This window comes from Burkholderia sp. E168m23 (assembly GCF_016586125.1).
Taxonomy (GTDB): domain Bacteria; phylum Pseudomonadota; class Gammaproteobacteria; order Burkholderiales; family Burkholderiaceae; genus Burkholderia; species Burkholderia orbicola.
In genome coordinates this window covers 1-16,366 of the sequence record NZ_BCPP01000038.1, presented here as the reverse complement: position 1 = coordinate 16,366, position 16,366 = coordinate 1, and the positions used below count along the sequence as shown (strand labels likewise).

At 66.7% G+C, this 16,366-nt stretch carries 15 protein-coding genes and 1 pseudogene; 7 read left to right on the top strand and 9 right to left on the bottom strand.

Annotated elements, in window-relative coordinates:
- Nucleotides 1-203: pseudogene (locus tag JMF90_RS03695) on the top strand (redox-sensitive transcriptional activator SoxR); the annotation flags it as partial.
- Nucleotides 204-227: 24 nt separating this feature from the next.
- On the opposite strand, the gene JMF90_RS03690 reads toward JMF90_RS03695, so the two are convergent.
- A complete protein-coding gene (locus JMF90_RS03690; protein WP_011547391.1) occupies nt 228-989 on the bottom strand; it encodes an SDR family NAD(P)-dependent oxidoreductase in 762 nt (253 codons plus the stop codon).
- A gap of 108 nt (nt 990-1,097) precedes the next feature.
- Between JMF90_RS03690 and JMF90_RS03685 the strand changes: the two genes are divergently transcribed.
- Nucleotides 1,098-2,009, top strand: coding sequence for a LysR family transcriptional regulator (locus JMF90_RS03685; RefSeq protein ID WP_011547390.1), 912 nt, complete (start codon nt 1,098-1,100; stop codon nt 2,007-2,009).
- A gap of 24 nt (nt 2,010-2,033) precedes the next feature.
- Here JMF90_RS03685 and JMF90_RS03680 read toward each other — a convergent pair whose 3' ends face one another.
- Entirely contained in the window at nt 2,034-2,693 is a 660-nt protein-coding gene (locus JMF90_RS03680; protein WP_011547389.1) for a TetR/AcrR family transcriptional regulator, read from the bottom strand.
- A gap of 146 nt (nt 2,694-2,839) precedes the next feature.
- Between JMF90_RS03680 and JMF90_RS03675 the strand changes: the two genes are divergently transcribed.
- Nucleotides 2,840-4,132: an NAD(P)/FAD-dependent oxidoreductase gene (locus JMF90_RS03675; RefSeq protein ID WP_011547388.1), complete on the top strand. Its 1,293-nt coding sequence runs from the start codon at nt 2,840-2,842 to the stop codon at nt 4,130-4,132.
- 44 nt (nt 4,133-4,176) lie between these two features.
- Nucleotides 4,177-4,566, top strand: a complete 390-nt coding sequence (locus JMF90_RS03670) for a DUF3331 domain-containing protein (protein WP_011547387.1) — start codon at nt 4,177-4,179, stop codon at nt 4,564-4,566.
- Nucleotides 4,567-4,569: 3 nt separating this feature from the next.
- Here the strand turns inward: JMF90_RS03670 and JMF90_RS03665 are convergent, their stop codons facing one another.
- Nucleotides 4,570-5,898, bottom strand: a complete 1,329-nt coding sequence (locus JMF90_RS03665; RefSeq protein ID WP_011547386.1) for a dicarboxylate/amino acid:cation symporter — start codon at nt 5,896-5,898, stop codon at nt 4,570-4,572.
- Nucleotides 5,899-6,052: 154 nt separating this feature from the next.
- Nucleotides 6,053-7,804 carry a gamma-glutamyltransferase gene (gene ggt / locus JMF90_RS03660; RefSeq protein ID WP_011547385.1) on the bottom strand — a complete coding sequence of 584 codons (1,752 nt, stop codon included), beginning with the start codon at nt 7,802-7,804 and terminating at the stop codon, nt 6,053-6,055.
- A gap of 372 nt (nt 7,805-8,176) precedes the next feature.
- On the opposite strand from ggt, the gene JMF90_RS03655 reads away from it, so the two are divergent.
- Nucleotides 8,177-9,055, top strand: coding sequence for a MurR/RpiR family transcriptional regulator (locus JMF90_RS03655; protein WP_011547384.1), 879 nt, complete (start codon nt 8,177-8,179; stop codon nt 9,053-9,055).
- Nucleotides 9,056-9,082: 27 nt separating this feature from the next.
- On the opposite strand, the gene JMF90_RS03650 is transcribed toward JMF90_RS03655, so the two are convergent.
- The 3 genes from JMF90_RS03650 to JMF90_RS03640 form a co-directional block, all read right to left on the bottom strand.
- Nucleotides 9,083-10,429 carry an AAA-associated domain-containing protein gene (locus JMF90_RS03650; protein WP_006496879.1) on the bottom strand — a complete coding sequence of 449 codons (1,347 nt, stop codon included), beginning with the start codon at nt 10,427-10,429 and terminating at the stop codon, nt 9,083-9,085.
- Between the two features lie 11 nt (nt 10,430-10,440).
- The gene (locus tag JMF90_RS03645) at nt 10,441-12,195 is read right to left on the bottom strand and encodes an ABC transporter permease subunit (RefSeq protein ID WP_011547383.1); all 1,755 of its coding nucleotides are present in this window, start codon (nt 12,193-12,195) and stop codon (nt 10,441-10,443) included.
- Nucleotides 12,196-12,282: 87 nt separating this feature from the next.
- On the bottom strand, nt 12,283-12,492 hold the full coding sequence (locus JMF90_RS03640; RefSeq protein ID WP_011547382.1) for a hypothetical protein: 210 nt from the start codon (nt 12,490-12,492) through the stop codon (nt 12,283-12,285).
- A gap of 254 nt (nt 12,493-12,746) precedes the next feature.
- Between JMF90_RS03640 and JMF90_RS03635 the strand changes: the two genes are divergently transcribed.
- Nucleotides 12,747-13,691, top strand: coding sequence for a metallophosphoesterase (locus JMF90_RS03635; RefSeq protein ID WP_011547381.1), 945 nt, complete (start codon nt 12,747-12,749; stop codon nt 13,689-13,691).
- 19 nt (nt 13,692-13,710) lie between these two features.
- Nucleotides 13,711-14,049, top strand: coding sequence for a cupredoxin family copper-binding protein (locus JMF90_RS03630; RefSeq protein WP_011547380.1), 339 nt, complete (start codon nt 13,711-13,713; stop codon nt 14,047-14,049).
- A 153-nt stretch (nt 14,050-14,202) separates the two neighbouring features.
- On the opposite strand, the gene JMF90_RS03625 is transcribed toward JMF90_RS03630, so the two are convergent.
- Entirely contained in the window at nt 14,203-15,372 is a 1,170-nt protein-coding gene (locus JMF90_RS03625) for an alpha/beta fold hydrolase (protein ID WP_011694780.1), read from the bottom strand.
- Between the two features lie 85 nt (nt 15,373-15,457).
- Nucleotides 15,458-16,168 (bottom strand): HAD family hydrolase, encoded by a 711-nt coding sequence (locus JMF90_RS03620; RefSeq protein ID WP_011547378.1) that lies wholly within the window; start codon nt 16,166-16,168, stop codon nt 15,458-15,460.
- Nucleotides 16,169-16,366 lie beyond the last annotated feature (198 nt).

Genomic DNA, 16,366 nt, shown 5'->3' with positions numbered 1-16,366 from the left:
GGCTGTCGCGCGGCTGGAAGCAGCGCGTCGCGAGCCGGATCGAGGAGCTGCAGCGGCTCTACATCAACCTCGACGAATGCATCGGTTGCGGCTGCCTGTCGCTGAAACGGTGCAAGCTGACCAACCCGGAAGACCGCGCCGGCCGCAACGGGCCCGGCGCGCGGCGCTGGCTCGGCGACAAGCCGCCGACCGATGCCGAGTGACGCGCCGGCCGTACGCGCGCTGCGTCACCCGACGCGCCAGCCGCCGTTCACCGCGATCGTCGCGCCGGTGACGAACGACGCGCGCGGCCCGGCGAGCCACGCGACCGCGTCCGCGACGTCGTCCGGTTGTCCGGCGCGGCCAACCGGCGTCTGCACGCGGATCATTGCCGCGACGGCCGGCGCGACCCCGCTGTCGCCAAAGAAACGCGTGCCGGCGATATAGCCGGGCGCGACCGTATTGACCGTCGCGCCGCGCGGCCCGAGTTCGCGTGCCAGCGCGACGGTGAAGCCTTCGACGCCGGCCTTCGCGGCCGCATACGCGAGGCCGCCCGGCAACAGGCTGCCGGCGCGCGCCGCGATCGAACCGATGTTGACGATCCGCGCGGCGCGATCGGCCACGTGCGGCAGCACGGCCATCGTCGTCAGGAACAGGCTTTTCAGGTTCGCATGGAGCACCGCGTCCCACACGGCCTCCGCTTCGCCCGCCTTCGTATCCGCGCCGACGCGACCGGTCAATCCCGCGTTGTTGACGAGGACGTCGATACGCGGCCACCTTGCAACGATCGCGGCGACCACCGCTTCCGCGTCATGCCGCACGCTCAGATCGCCCACCTGCCCGATCGCCGCACCGCCGAGCCGCGCGACGGCCGCCTCCAGCCGCGCCGCATCGCGCCCGACGATCGCGACGCGATACCCGTCCTGCACCAGCCGGCTCGCGATTGCGAAGCCGATTCCGCTCGACCCGCCCGTGACGATGGCCGTTCGCTGCTGTTCATTGCCCGTCATGATCTGTCCTCCTGAGTATCGACGATTGACGACAGGGACATTCTGGGCAGCCCGGCGTGATAGGTAAAATACGAATTCGATGATCTACTGATACATGGACGGTATCGCATGATCGATCTGCGCCAGTTCCGGCAATTCATCGCGGTCGCCGAAACGCTCAGCTTCCGGCGCGCGGCCGAGCGACTGCACATGGCCCAGCCGCCGCTCAGCACGGCGATCCGCAAGCTCGAGGATGAATTGGGCGTCGCCTTGCTCGAACGCGACAACCGCGGCTCGCGGCTCACGCCGGCCGGCGAGGCCTTCCTGCTCGAAGCACGGCGCGCGCTCGAACAGGCCGAGCGCGCGGTGGCCGTGGCGCGCCGCGCGGGCGCCGGCCTCGGCGGCACGCTGCGGCTGCGCTTCGTCGACAGCACCGTGAACGCGCTGTTGCCGTTGATCCTCCGCGCGTTTCAGGAGCGGCATCCCAACGTCGATTTCCAGCTCGAGGAAGGCACGACCGCCGACCAGGTGCTCGCGCTGCGGCAGGACCGCACCGACGCCGGCCTCGTCGTGCTGCCGGTGGCCGATGCCGGCGACGTGCATGTCGAGCCGCTGCTGCGCGACCGGATGGTGGCCGCGCTGCCCGACGGCCACCGGCTCGCGCACCGCCGCCGCATCGCGCTGGCCGAGCTGGCGGACGAACCGTGGGTCATGTTTGCCGCGCACCACGGGCCGGGCATGCATGCGCTGATCGTGACGGCGTGCGCGCAGGCGGGCTTCGCGCCGCGGGTGGTCCAGCAGCCGCGCCAGATGCAGACGACGGCCGGGCTCGTCGCGGGCGGCATCGGCGTCGCGCTGATGCCGCGCCTGTTCGTGCCGATGCATCCGCAAGGCATTACGTTCTGCGAACTGAAGGATGCGGGCAGCCCGCTCGCGTACGAACTGGCGCTGGCGTACCGCACGCCATCGCCGCTCGTCGATGCGCTGCGCGAGAGCGCGCGGAACGCGGTGCGCGAACTGGGGCTGGTTGCCGCGACCTGACCGCGCGCATCGCGCGCGCGGCGCTCAGGCCCGGTCGCCGAGGAAGTTGAACACGACGCCGAGCACGGCCTCGCGGAACGCCTCCGGCCGCGTCGGCAGCGACGTGTACTCCAGCATCATGTGGCTGTACGACACCGTCGTGCCGATCGCGCTCGCGATCATGAAGAACAGCACGTTCGGATCGACCGGACGGATCGCGCCGGCCTCGACCGCGTCCGCCAGCAGCGGAAACATCGCGTCGTGATACGGACGCACGATCCGCTCCTGCAGCCGGTCGAGCCGCCCACCCTCCTCGGTCGCCGCAGTCGAGAAGAACATGCCGATATCGGGCTCCGCGAATTCGTGATCGACGCACAGCTCGAGCGCGCGCCGCACGCGGTCGCGATGCGGCAGCGACGACGCGCGCAACGCACGCAGCGCGTCGAACATCGGTTCGGCCAGCTCGACGATCTGCTCGACGACCGCCAGCCACAACGTTTCCTTGGTACCGAAGTGATGGGCGATCAGCGCCGCGTCGATGCCCAGCTCGCGTGCGACTTCGCGCACGCTCGTCGCGTCATAGCCGCGCTTCGCGAACGTGCGGCGCGCGGCCCGCAATATCACGTCCGGGCCGACGGACGCATCCGCCAGCGGCCGTCCGCGCGTACGCCGCTTCGACGGCGCGCGCTCAGTGACTTCTGCCACGTTTTTCCTGCTCCTTGAACGATTCGAATGCCCGTGTTCGGTCCCCGGTTTCACGTACCGGAAGCGGGCGGCCTGCCCCGCTCCGTTGACACGCGGAGCCGGGAAGCGCTAGGATCATACCTTATTCATCACTTGATGATTTATCCATGACAACCCCTACACGCATCGTCATCGTCGGCGGCGGGATCGCCGGGCTGCAGCTCGCGACCCGCCTGGGCGAGCGTCTCGGCCGGTCCGGACGCGCGCAGATCACGGTCGTCGATCGCAGTCCGACGCACATCTGGAAGCCGATGCTGCACACGATCGCGGCCGGCACGCGCGACGTCCAGCAGCAACAGGTGATCTTCCTCGCCCATGCCCGCGACCACGGCTACACATACCAGCCCGGCGAACTGAAGGGGCTCGATCGCACGCGCCGCCGCGTGCAGCTCGGCGAGATCCGCTCGCAGGACGGCGACGTGGTGATCGACGCACGCGAACTCGAATACGACGTGCTGATCCTCGCGCTCGGCAGCCAGGCCAACGATTTCGGCGTGCCCGGCGTGCGCGAGCACTGCTACTTCATCGACAGCCAGCAGCAGGCGGAGACCTTCAACGAAGCGTTGCGGATGCGGGTGTTCCGCAGCATCGCGCGCGACGAGCCGTTTCGCGTGGCGATCGTCGGCGCGGGGGCTACGGGCGTGGAACTCGCGGCGGAGCTGAGCCGCTTGCTCGAAGTGGCGCAGGCGTACGGCGACGACACGGTGCGCGAGCGATTGCAACTCACGTTGCTCGAAAGCGGCCCGCGCATCCTCAACGCGTTTCCGCCGAGGATTTCCGCATCGGCCCAGCGGCGGCTCGAACAGATCGGCTTTCGCGTGCTGACGTCGACGCGCGTCACGTCAGCCGACGCGAACGGTTTCCATTACGGCGACGGTTCGTTCGCCGAAGCCGACCTGATGGTGTGGGCGGCCGGCGTGAAGGCGCCCGATTTCATGCAGGCGCTGGGCGGGCTCGATACGAACCGCGCGAACCAGATCGTGGTCGGCCCCACGCTGCAGGCGACCGGCGACGAGCACGTGTTCGCGATCGGCGATTGCGGCAGCCTGCTGCCCGACGGCCAGGAGCGGCCGCTGCCGCCCACCGCGCAGGTCGCGACGCAGCAGGCCGAGCATCTCGCGAAGCATCTGCCCGCCTGGCTCGACGGCACGCCGATTCCGCCGTTCGCGTTCCACGATTTCGGCGCGCTGGTGTCGATCAGCGATTACGACGCGTTCGGCACGCTCGGGCAATTCGGTTTCTTCCGCGGCGGCTTCATCCAGGGGCGCTTCGCGCAGTTCAGCCACCTGATGCTCTACCGGCGGCACCAGCAGGCGCTGCACGGTTTCTCCAAGGCGACCTTGCTGTGGATCGCCGAACGGATCAACGGCTGGGTGCAGCCGCGCATCCGCCTGTCGTGATGCCGCGCGTCGCGGCACCGCGTAACGTTTCGAGGAACAGAGACATGAACAATCGTGTAGCGCCCTGGCTCATGACCGTCGCCGCAATCGGCAGCTTCGACATGCCGTCCGTTTCGTGGGGCGGGCCGCGACGGCGCAGCGTCACGCGCGACCGGCTGCCGTCGTGGGACGCGACGAGCAAGCCGACCATCAGCGTGCTCGAACGGCCCACGGCCGACACCGCGATGATTTCGTGGTGCGACGCCTGCACCGGGCACTACGGCTACCAGAAGTGGCGCCTGTTCACGACGCGCAAGCGCGGCGTGTGCGCGCTGTCGGGGCGACCGATCGAGATCGGCGACAGCGTCTATGCACCGCAACTGCTCGGCTCGACGCCCGGCAACGCCGCCGCGATGGTGCTCGCGGCGTGCATCGACGAAGCGCTCGCGGCCTGACCGTCAGGTCGACGTGGGCTGACCGGCGCCATAGGCCGGCGCGTTGTTCTGCCGTTCGAGTTCCGCATCGAGATGCGCGGCATGCGCGCTCGCTTCGGACTCCGACATCAGCTCGCCTTCCCACTTCGCGACCACCGCGCTGGCGATCGAGTTGCCCACCGCGTTCGTGGCCGAGCGACCCATGTCGAGGAACGTGTCGACACCGAGAATCAGCAGCAGCCCGGCTTCAGGGATGTTGAACTGGTGCAGCGTGGCCGCGATCACGACGAGCGAGGCGCGCGGCACACCCGCCATCCCCTTCGACGTCAGCATCAGGATCAGCAGCATCGTGATTTGCGTGCCGAGCGACAGGTGGATGTCGTAGGCTTGTGCGATGAACAGCGTCGCGAACGTGCAGTACATCATCGAGCCGTCGAGGTTGAACGAATAGCCCATCGGCATCACGAAGCTCGAGATCTTGCGCCGTACGCCGAAGCGGTCGAGCGCGTCGAGGATCTTCGGATACGCGGCTTCCGAGCTCGCGGTTGCGAACGACAGCATGAACGCTTCCTTGATCAGCGCGAGCAGCCTGAACACGCGGCGGCCGAGGAACAACAGCCCGGCCGCGACCAGCGTGGCCCACAGCAGCACGAGGCTCGCGTAGAAATCGCCCATGAACACCGCGAACTTCAGCAGGATCGACAACCCGTTGACCGCCACGGTCGACGCCATCGCGGCCATCACCGCGAGCGGCGCGAGCTTCATCACGTAGCCGGTGATCTTCAGCATCACGTGCGCGAGCTGGTCGATCGCCGCGACGAGGATCTTGCCGCGCTCGCCGAGGGCGGCAAGCGCCACGCCGAAGAACATCGAGAACACGACGATCTGCAGGATTTCGTTGTTCGCCATCGCCTCGGCGATCGACTTCGGCACCATGTGACCGACGAAATCCTTCAGCGTGAACTTGGACGTCGCGAGATGCGCGGACGCACCGATGTCCGGCAGCGGCAGGCCGAGGTTCTCGCCGGGCCGCAGCAGGTTCGCCATCAGCAGGCCGAGCAACAGCGAGATCAGCGACGCAGTGACGAACCAGCCGAGTGCCTTCACGAACACGCGCCCGACCGACGACGCATCGCCCATGTGCGCAATGCCGACGACCAGCGTCGAAAACACGAGCGGGCCGATCACCATCTTGATCAGCCGCAGGAACACGTCGGACACGAGCGAGATGTAGCCGGCGACTTCCGTGGCCGCCTGCTTGTCGGGAAGCTGCGTGTAGATCAGGTAGCCGACCAGGATGCCGGCTGCCATCGCGAGCAGGATCCAGCCTGCCGCGGACATTCGTTTGTTCATGACGGAATTCGCCGGGTGGCGATGGAGTTGACGGAAGGAAGGCGCGCGTGCCGCTCAGGCTGGCGGATGCCCGCTGACGGACGCGCTTGCCGCCGCACCGGCATTCGCGGCAACGCGAACGCCGGCGGCAGCGATTCGACTTGAAACGATCGCGTCAGTAGCCGATCGCCGAGCCGGCCGGGCGGCGCGGGTCGTTGTAGCCGTAGATGAAGCCGACACGCACGTTGCCGGACACCGACGAATCGTTCCCGGAACTCTGGCGGCTCGCCGCTTCGGTGCCCGGCAGGCCGACCATGATCAGCTCGGCGGCGCCCCACGGCGTCTGCTCGACCATCTTGTAGCCCATGTTGCGCAGGATCGCGAGCGTGTCGGGCGACAGGCCGTAGGTTTCGTAATAGACCGCGTCGGGCAGCCACTGATGATGGATGCGCGGCGCGGCCACCGCGTCCTGCGGCGTCATCCCGTAGTCGATCACGTTCAGCACGGTCTGCAGCGTGATCGTGATGATGCGCGAGCCGCCCGGCGAGCCAACCACCATGAACACCTTGCCGTCCTTCTTCACGATGGTCGGCGCCATCGACGAGAGCGGACGCTTGCCCGGCGCGATCGAGTTGCGCGTGCCCTGCACGAGGCCGAACAGGTTCTGCGCGCCGACCTTCACGGTGAAGTCGTCCATCTCGTCATTCAGGAAGAAGCCCGTGCCCGGCGCGATGACCACCGCACCGAAGCGGCCGTTGACCGTATAGGTCGTCGACACCGCATTGCCGTCGTGGTCGACGATCGAGTAATGCGTCGTTTCCGGCTTCTCGTGCACGCCGACACCGGGCTGCACGTCGATCGACGGCGTCGCCGTGTCGGCATGGATGCTCTTGCGGATCTGCGCCGCGTATTCCTTGCTCGTCAGCTTCGCGACCGGGTTGTCGATGAAGTCCGGATCGCCGAGCAGCGTGTTGCGGTCTTCGTACGCATGGCGCATCGCTTCGGTCATGTAGTGGACCGCCGCGGCCGAGTGATAGCCGAGCTTGCGCAGGTCATACCCTTCGAGGATGTTCAGCGTCTCGCACATCGTCACGCCGCCCGAGCTCGGCGGCGGCGCCGACACGAACTCGTAGCCGCGGTACGTGCACGTCAGCGGCGCCATGTCCTGCGCGCGATAGGACGCGAAATCGGCCGCCGTGATCACGCCGCCGCCGCGCTTGGCCGCCGCTTCCACGATCTTCGGGATCTCGCCGTGATAGAACGCGTCGGGCCCCTGCTCCGCGATGCGCTCGAGCGTGCGGGCCAGATCCTTCTGCACCAGGCGGTCGCCCGGCTGCAGCGCCGTGCCGTCCGGGCGCAGGAAGATGCGCGCGGCTTCCGGGTCCTTCCTGAAGCGCTCGACCGTCGTGTCGAGGATGTCGGTATCGCCGCGCGTCAGCACGAAGCCGTCGCGTGCGAGCCGGATCGCCGGCGCCATCACCTGCTGGCGCGTCAGCTTCCCGTACTTGCGCTGCGCGAGATCGAGGCCGGCCACCGTGCCCGGCACGCCGACCGCGCGATAGCCGTACAGGCTCTGGTCCGGAATCACGTTGCCCGCCGCATCGAGATACATGTTCGCGGACGACGCGGCCGGCGCGGTCTCGCGGAAATTGATGAAGCGGTCGCGACCGTCGGCCAGGTGGATCGTCATGAAACCGCCGCCGCCGATGTTGCCGCAGCACGAATTGGTCACGGCTTGCGCATAGCCGACGGCCACTGCCGCGTCCACCGCATTGCCGCCTGCCTTCAGGATGTCGACGCCGATCTGCGACGCGAAATGCTGCGACGACACCACCATGCCGTTCTTCGCTTCGACCGCCGGGTCCGACGCGGCGAACGCGCACACGCTCATCGCCGACAACAGGGTGAGTACTACGAGCCGCCTCATGACGGAATCCTCCAGACGAATAAACCGGGCCATGCCGGGATGCGTCGACGCGCGACTGGTTGTCGACGCTGCCGATTCGACATGTAATAAACAATACATTTCAGCGAGGCCGCGATCATATCATTCGCTTTTTTGTACCAAAACCTAGGGTAACCACTGAATTTAAAGCGAATCGTCCGGGACGGATCGGATGGCGTATGTTTGATTTATTACACACATGAACATGTCGTCTGACCGGGTGATGCGTCCCTCTAATTTGGAACCGCACGCAGCCTGCCGCACGTCGATCGGCTAACATGCGTGCAGTTGCCGGCAGACGCCCGTCTGCCGTTTCATTGGGTCATTCAATTCAGATAGAGAGCCGGAGTGCCGATGGGGACGAGCATCAGGGCGTTGCTGTTATCCCAGATGGATAGCTTCACGCCGTCGGAACAGAAGGTCGCGCAGGCGTTGCTGGATCGCTATCCCAGTCTGGGGCTGGGCCCCATCGCGCAGGTTGCGAAGCAGGCGGAAGTCAGCGATCCGACCGTGTTCCGCTTCGTCGTCCGGATCGGTTTTCCGAACTACTCGTCGTTCCAGCAGGCGCTGCACGACGAGATCGACACCGCGATGAATTCGCCGCTCGCGCGGATGGATGCGTTCCACTCGGAAACGGGCATGCGCGATAGTCACGCGGCGATTTTCCAGCGGCTGTCCGAATCGCTCGCGACGACGATCGACGGGCTCGACGCGGCCGCGTTCGACGCAGCCGTGGCGGTGCTGGCCGATCCGGACGTGCGCGTCTTCTGCGGCGGCGGGCGCTATACGGCGCCGCTCGCGTCGCTGTTCTCGTTCATGCTCGCCTATACGCGGCCGCACGTGCAGTACGTCGAGCCGAACGTGAATCTCGCGTCCGTCGCGCTGGCCGACATGGGACGCACCGACGTGCTCGTGATCTTCGATTTTCGCCGTTACCAGAAGGACAGCATCCGCTTCGCGCAGGCCGCGCACCAGCTCGGCGCGCGCATCCTGCTGATCACCGACGAATGGCGCTCGCCGATCGGCGAGTTCGCGGAGATCGTGCTGCGCATCCAGGGCCGCCCTTTCGCGATGCTGCAGACCAACGTGCCCGCGCTGGCGCTCGCCGAAGCGCTGGTGATCGGCGTGACGAACCGGCTGCCGGAACTGGCGCGGCAGCGGATGGAGAAGATCGAGCAGCTCAATGCGGGCGGGATCGAGTGGGACGTGAGTCGGCGGGATTTGCCGGAGTGATGGCGTGTCGCCATCCACCGGCAGGCATCAGCTCTCGACATCCTCCAGACTGAACACTTCCGTCTTGTCGTTGTACGAAAAGACCTCCCCGTACCGCCCCCAGTCGATCACCGCATCGAGCGTTTCCTCCGCCGCCTCGTCGGACAGAAAATCCTCCAGCTCCTGCTCGAAGCGCACGCGCGGCGCGCGATGGCCCGGACGCTCGTTCAGCACCTTCCTGATCCGCGCGGCAAGCGGCACGTGCTTCAACAGGTGATCGGCAAACATCAGCTTGCGCTCCTGCGTGCCGAATTCCGCGAACACGCGGGCGGGCGGCGTCAGGAACACGTCGCCTTCACGCACGTCCGCGAAGCCGAGGTGCTGCAGCACTTCCGCGATCGGGAACAGTTCGTCGACCTCCAGATGCAGCGAGCGCGCGATTTCCGGCATGTCGGCGCGGCCGTGGTACGGCGCCATCGCGAGCGTCTCGATCAGGCCGGCCATCAGGTTGGTCGATACGCGCGGCATCCAGCTGCCGAGCTCGAGCCCCTTCTTCGTCGCCTCGCCGGTCTGGCGCGCGGTCATCTTCGCGTAGATGTCGTCGACGAGCTTGCGGAAATCGGCATCGAGCCGGTTACGCGGATGCTTGAACGGCACCTTGATCTCGGCGATCACGCGGCCCGGATTCGACGACAGCACGAGAATCCGGTCGCACATGAACACCGCTTCCTCGATGTTGTGCGTGACGATCAGCACCGACTTGATCGGCATGCGTCCCTGCGTCCACAGATCGAGCAGGTCGGTACGCAGCGTCTCGGCCGTCAGCACGTCGAGCGCGGAGAACGGCTCGTCCATCAGCAGGATCGTCGGGTCGACGACGAGCGCGCGCGCAAAGCCGACGCGCTGGCGCATCCCGCCCGACAACTCGCGCGGGTACGCGTTCTCGAAGCCGTCGAGACCGATCAGGTCGATCGCGGCGAGCGCACGCTCGCGCCGCTCGCGCGCGCCGACGCCGAGCGCTTCCAGCCCGGCTTCCACGTTCTGCAGCACGGTGAGCCACGGGAACAGCGCGAAGGTCTGGAATACCATCGCGACGCCTTCGGCCGGGCCGCGCAACGGCTTGCCGAGGTAGGTCACTTCGCCGCCGGTCGGCTCGATCAGGCCAGCGATGATGCGCAACAGCGTCGATTTGCCCGAGCCCGAGCGGCCAAGCAGCCCGACGATCTCGCCTTCGCGCAGCGACAGGTTCGCGTCGTCGAGCACGAGCAGCTCGCCCTGCGTCTTGTTGAAGCCGCGGTTCACATGCTCGACGCGCAGGATTTCTTCGCCGAGCCGCGGCGGCTGCAGCGGCTGGGACGTCTTGACGGGGGCGTTGATAACGGTCGAATTTTGCATCGCGCTTACTCTCAATCGAGACGGAGCCGGGATTCCGCATAGGCGTACATCGGACGCCACAGCAGGCGGTTGAACAAGGTGACGAACAGGGACATCACGGCGATGCCCAGGATGATCTTCGGGAAGTCGCCGGCGGCGGTCGTTTGCGCGATATACGCGCCAAGACCGTGCGCGACGACCTTCGTGTCGCCCCACTGCACGAACTCGGACACGATGCTCGCGTTCCACGCGCCGCCCGATGCGGTGATCGCGCCCGTCACGTAGTACGGGAAGATGCCGGGCAGGATCGCCTGGCGCCACCACTGCCAGCCGCGGATGCGGAAATTCTTCGTCGCTTCCTTGTAGTCGTTCGGATAGGACATCGCGCCCGCGATCACGTTGAACAGGATGTACCACTGCGTGCCGAGCACGATCAGCGGCGACAGCCAGATGTCCGCGTTCAGGTGGAAGTGGACGATCACGATCACGAATACCGGAAACAGCAGGTTCGCCGGGAATGCGGCGAGGAACTGCGCAAGAGGCTGGATCTTCTCGGCCAGCTTCGGGCGCAGCCCGATCAGCACGCCGAGCGGCACCCAGATCACCGACGCGATCGCGATCAGCACCAGCACGCGCAGCAGCGTGATCAGGCCGAGCACGAGCACGTGGCCGACCTCGGCCACCGTCACGCCGGTCGCGACGAAGCTGACGACACGCCACGCAACGTACACCGTCAGCAGGATCACGAACGCGCCCCACACGATGTCGCCGATGCGCGACGAACGGCGCGCCGATGCCTCACGCACGCGTGTACCTGTCACCGACGGCACGCGCAACGGAATCCGCGCGGCCTGCGACAGCAGCCAGCCGGCCGGCACGAGCAGCTGATGGATCAGGTGCGTGCGACGCATCATGTCGAGCAGCCACGATTGCGGCGCATCGCCCGACGCGGTGTTCTCCATCCGGAACTTGTCGGCCCACGCGACGAGCGGACGGAACAGGAACTGGTCGTAGGCGAGGATCACGACCGACATCGCAACGATCACCCAGCCGACCGCGCCGAGATTCTTGTCGGAGATCGCCTGCGCGAGATACGCGCCGATACCCGGCAGCGTGATCGTCTGGTTACCGACGGTAATCGCTTCCGATGCGACGACGAAGAACCAGCCGCCGGACATCGACATCATCATGTTCCAGATCAGGCCCGGCATCGAGAACGGCACTTCGAGCTTCCAAAAGCGCTGCCACGGCGTCAGGTGAAAGCCGCGCGACACTTCGCTCAGATCGCGCGGCACGGTGCGCAGCGACTGGTAGAAGCTGAACGTCATGTTCCAGGCCTGGCTCGTGAAGATCGCGAAGATCGCGGCCAGCTCGGCGCCGAGCACGCGGCCCGGAAACAGCGCGAGAAAGAACGTGACCGTAAACGAGATGTAGCCGAGCACGGGCACCGACTGCAGGATGTCGAGGATCGGGATCAGCACCATCCCCGCGCGGCGGCTTTTCGCGGCGAGCGTGCCGTAGACGAGCGTGAACACGAGCGACGCAATCATCGCGGCGAGCATCCGCAACGTGGTGCGCAATGCGTATTCGGGCAGGTTCGACGGATCGAGCGAGATCTTCTGCGTCTGCAGTACGCCAATCGGCGCCATCGTCTGGTGAAAACCGACGATCGCCATCGCGAGTATGCCGATGATCAGCGGAAACGCGATCGCGTCCCAGCGGTTGGGCAGCACGCGCCACGCGGACGCGTTGGCGGTGCGATTCGGATCGAAGAAACTGATATCCATCGGTAGCGTCTTGTGTCTTGTGTTGAATTGAAAATCGATGGGTCCGGCCGCGTGCCGCGCAGCCGGGCGTCGCGGCAGCGGCGCGAATCAGGCCAGCCCGTGCAGTACCCGGTATGGGGTGATCGGCAGCGCGAACGACAGCACCGAGCCTTCCTCGACGACGCGGAGGTCGGCACCGAAATGAACGCCGACAGGGGCGATGCCGCAGGCAATGACCGGAAAAAGCAGCGCGAGGCCGAGGGTGCGCGTGCGGTGGCCGACCGCACCGCCCGTATCCGTTGCCGCGAGGTTCGGCATGAAGGGCTCCGGAGAGGGGATTCGGAGTGGGAGGCTATCGGGCGGCCGTGACGCAAATGTGACGTGTCACTTACAGGACATTGACGGGTCATCCGGCGGGAGTCGCGCATCGCCCCGCCGGCCGCCGACACGAGTGTTCGATCTCGCAACGCTCGGGAATAAATCCGCCGCTTCGCCGGTATCGCATGCGAAGGCGCCGGCTTATTCCAGGACGATCCGGCCGTCCGGTTTCGTCACACGAATGCGAGGCTTACATGTCTTCATCGACCCCCACCCGCCCGTCGCGCCGCAAGGCCCTGCAATGCATGGCCTTCGGCGGCCTCGGCACGCTGTTCACGCTGTCGGGCGGCATCCTCACGCCGTTCGACCTCGCGCTCGCGCAGACCGGCGAGGCGCGCCCGGCCGACGCGGGCCGGCCGCTGTTCGTGCAGATCAGCGATACGCACATCGGCTTCAACAAGGACGCGAATCCCGACGTGTCGGCCACGCTGAAGCAGACGATCGACCTCGTCAACGGGATACCCGCGCTACCCGCGCTGGCGATCCATACCGGCGACATCACGCATCTGTCGAAGCCCGAGGAATTCGACCACGCGTCGCAGTTGCTGTCCGCGCTGCGCGTGCCGGAACTGCATACGGTGCCCGGCGAACATGACGTCACCGACGGTTCGGGCGCCGAATATTTCGGCCGGTTCGGCAAGGCGTCGGACACCCGCGGCTATTACAGCTTCGATCACGCGGGCGTGCATTTCATCGCACTCGTCAACGTGATGCATTTCAAGCCGAACGGGCTCGGCAGCTTCGGCGACGAGCAGCTCGCGTGGCTCGCACAGGATCTCAAAGGCCGCTCGTCGAGCACGCCGATCGTCGTGTTCTCGCACATGCCGATGTGGACCATCTACGAACCGTGGGGCTGGGGCACCGGCGACGCGCCGCAGACGATGGCGCTGCTGCGCCGCTTCGGCTCCGTCACCGTGCTGAACGGGCACATCCACCAGATCGTGTCGAAGGTCGAGGGCAACGTGACGTTCCATACCGCCCGCTCGACCGCGTTCCCGCAGCCGACGGCCGGCAACGGCCCGGGGCCCGTGCCGCTCACGGTGCCGCATGACCGGCTGCCGTCGATGCTCGGCGTGACGACCGTCGAATTCGCCGGCCATCCGGTCGCGTCGACGCTGCACGATGCGACGCTCGCCTGATAAACATAAGGAGACCGACATGACCCGCTTCCGACCTATCCGAATCATCGCGGCGCTGATCCTGTGCGTCGCCGCCGGCACGCCGCCCGCCGCGTTCGCGCAGAGCCCGAACGGCTCGCTCGTGACGATCCGCAATTTCATGTTTTCGCCGATGTCGACCACGATCAAGGCCGGCACGACGATCACGTGGAAGAACCTCGACGCGGAGCCGCATACCGTGGTCAACGACGCCGGCATCTTCCATTCGAAAGCGCTCGACCAGGACGAGACGTACGCGTTCCGCTTCGACAAGCCGGGCGTCTACAAGGTGTTCTGCGGGATTCATCCGTACATGAAGGAGACGATCACCGTCGAATGAAGTGGCCCGCCACGCGACGCGCGGGCGAACGGCGGGCGGCAGCCGCCTACAACGGCGGTCGTCCGCTTCGCCTGCGTGGCAGACGGAGCCGCGCACGATGCCTGCATTTTCCGGTCGATTGATTTCGTCGCGGAGCCAGCCTTGCATGGGGGTTCACTGCCCCGCTGCACGCAGTTCCGGCGCGGTGCCGGCGACGACCGGACACGACTGCGGCAACGCCTGCCCGAACAACACGGCCAGCCCGCAAGCGGACGTGAACATGCCGAGGCCGTCGTGTCCGACACCCGGCACTTCGACGACCTGCTGCGCGAGATCGTCCGGATGCCGCTTCTTCAGGTAATCGAAATAGGCGAGCCCGCGCGCCAGCCGGTACGGCCCCTGCGCCATCGCCGCGCATGAACGGTCGATGAAATGCGTATAGGGATTCGTGTCGGCCTGCCCGAGCAAGTACACGACACGGCGCGCGACGTAACGCGTTTCGAGGTCGCGCACGTCCTGCGACGCAACGTAAGGCGGCGCCGACTTCAACCCGTATTTCCATTCGGTTGCGCGCGGACAGGCGCCGCCTGCCAGCGCGTCGGCATTCGGCCGTTCGTCGTCGAAATACAGGTAGCTCGACGGGTTCGCGACCACGTAGCGCACGGCAACGCCGGTACGGGCCAGCGCGTCGCCTTCGCGCCCGGCCACCGCATAACGCTGCAGCAACTGTGCGCCGGCGGAATGGCCGATCACGACGATCGTCGACAACGACGGGTACAGGCTGCGGTCGGCGAAATGCGCGAGCAACGCGTCGAGCGCCGCGAACGAGCTGACCGGCGCCGGCTGGCGCGCCGGTTCGCCGCCCTTCCATCCTTCCTGCGTCCACGCGAGCGTCGATGCGCCCAACGAAAACGCGCGCACATCGGCGCGTGTCAGGAACTGCGGCGCGACGACCATCGTACCCGCGCCGGCCGCACCGGCCTTTTCGACGACCTTGCGCCCCGATGCGTAGTACGCATCGGCATTACGCAGCGTGCCGTGAATCACGATGAATACGCGTACAACGTCGGGCGCGGCCCGGTCGAGCGGATGGTCGGCGTAGACGGGCAGCACCGCGCTGCCCTGCGGCGTGTCGACGGTCACGCGCTGGTCGGCGACGGCCTTGACCGGCGCTTCGAGCCGTTCGCGTTGCTTGGGTGTCATGGCTTCGGCCGGCTGCGCACCGATCAGCATGCCGACGACGGCACAGGCCAGCACGAGCGGAACGGCATATGACAGCGCCCGGGCGGCCGGCAGCACGCACGAACGTCGGATGCGGGAAAAGGCGACGGAAATGACGGACATGGCGGCAGCTCGGGCGGTGGATATGACTTGAACGGCGAGGGTCGCAGAATCCGTCGCACGCCGCCGGCCGATCATGGAAAACGGGTCAACCGGCCGGTTGCGCACCGCGTTCGGCGTCGGCGCACGTTTCGCCCGCGCGACACTGCATCCGCTGCACGATGCCGACCAGTTCGCCGATATGCGTGGGCACCGCCTGCTTGCCGGCTTGCGCCCACGCGTCGAACGACGTCATGCCGCTCACCGCGCCCACGAACGGCACGCCGGCACGCTCGGCCGCCTGGGCGTCCACCGCGTGGTCGCCGACGTAGATCGCCGCCGCGGCAGGCAAACCGAGCCGCGCCAGCGCCTGCACGAGCCCTTCCGGGTCCGGCTTGTGGCGCTGCACGTCTTCCCCGCCGATCAACACGTCGACCAGCGATTGCAAGCCGTTGCGCTCGAGAATCGCGTCGATCCGGTAGCGAAACTTCGACGACACGACCGCGACGGCGAGCCCTTGCTCGCGCAACGTCGCGAGCAGCGGCGGCACTTCGGGATAGACGCGGGTGCCCGGCACCATGATCTCGTCGGCGCGCACCACGAAGTGCCGTGCGAACGCCTCGGCCCGTGCCGCTTCGGTTTCGCCCGCCAACGAACGGAACATGTCGGGCAGCGGCAGCCCGATTACTGCGCGGATCTGCGCGGGCGTCGGACCGGTGGCGCCCAGCTGATGCAATGCGTACTCGGTGCATTCGATGATCGCGGCGGACGAATCCGCCAGCGTCAGGTCGAAATCGAATATGACGGCCCGAACGGACATGAAAGGACTCCGTAAACACAACGAACGATGCCGCGTATGTTACGCGTGCAGCGATAGGAACTCGTCGGCGACGCAACCTGCAACCGGGCAGCCGGGTCGCAGGCACTGCGCCCGGCGTTGATGCGCCCCCGCGATCGTCACACGCTATCAACCCCATTGCCGACAGTGCTTTCAAACATATCGTAAAAATCCGATATA

What these genes read in the sequence shown, in the direction of transcription:
- JMF90_RS03675 (WP_011547388.1), top strand. Translation starts at nt 2,840, where the DNA reads ATGACAACCCCTACACGCATCGTCATCGTCGGCGGCGGGATCGCCGGG.
- JMF90_RS03650 (WP_006496879.1), bottom strand. Translation starts at nt 10,429, where the DNA reads ATGCAAAATTCGACCGTTATCAACGCCCCCGTCAAGACGTCCCAGCCG.
- JMF90_RS03635 (WP_011547381.1), top strand. Translation starts at nt 12,747, where the DNA reads ATGTCTTCATCGACCCCCACCCGCCCGTCGCGCCGCAAGGCCCTGCAA.
- JMF90_RS03645 (WP_011547383.1), bottom strand. Translation starts at nt 12,195, where the DNA reads ATGGATATCAGTTTCTTCGATCCGAATCGCACCGCCAACGCGTCCGCG.
- JMF90_RS03690 (WP_011547391.1), bottom strand. Translation starts at nt 989, where the DNA reads ATGACGGGCAATGAACAGCAGCGAACGGCCATCGTCACGGGCGGGTCG.
- JMF90_RS03655 (WP_011547384.1), top strand. Translation starts at nt 8,177, where the DNA reads ATGGGGACGAGCATCAGGGCGTTGCTGTTATCCCAGATGGATAGCTTC.
- JMF90_RS03685 (WP_011547390.1), top strand. Translation starts at nt 1,098, where the DNA reads ATGATCGATCTGCGCCAGTTCCGGCAATTCATCGCGGTCGCCGAAACG.
- JMF90_RS03625 (WP_011694780.1), bottom strand. Translation starts at nt 15,372, where the DNA reads ATGTCCGTCATTTCCGTCGCCTTTTCCCGCATCCGACGTTCGTGCGTG.
- JMF90_RS03620 (WP_011547378.1), bottom strand. Translation starts at nt 16,168, where the DNA reads ATGTCCGTTCGGGCCGTCATATTCGATTTCGACCTGACGCTGGCGGAT.
- JMF90_RS03665 (WP_011547386.1), bottom strand. Translation starts at nt 5,898, where the DNA reads ATGAACAAACGAATGTCCGCGGCAGGCTGGATCCTGCTCGCGATGGCA.
- JMF90_RS03630 (WP_011547380.1), top strand. Translation starts at nt 13,711, where the DNA reads ATGACCCGCTTCCGACCTATCCGAATCATCGCGGCGCTGATCCTGTGC.
- JMF90_RS03640 (WP_011547382.1), bottom strand. Translation starts at nt 12,492, where the DNA reads ATGCCGAACCTCGCGGCAACGGATACGGGCGGTGCGGTCGGCCACCGC.
- ggt (WP_011547385.1), bottom strand. Translation starts at nt 7,804, where the DNA reads ATGAGGCGGCTCGTAGTACTCACCCTGTTGTCGGCGATGAGCGTGTGC.
- JMF90_RS03670 (WP_011547387.1), top strand. Translation starts at nt 4,177, where the DNA reads ATGAACAATCGTGTAGCGCCCTGGCTCATGACCGTCGCCGCAATCGGC.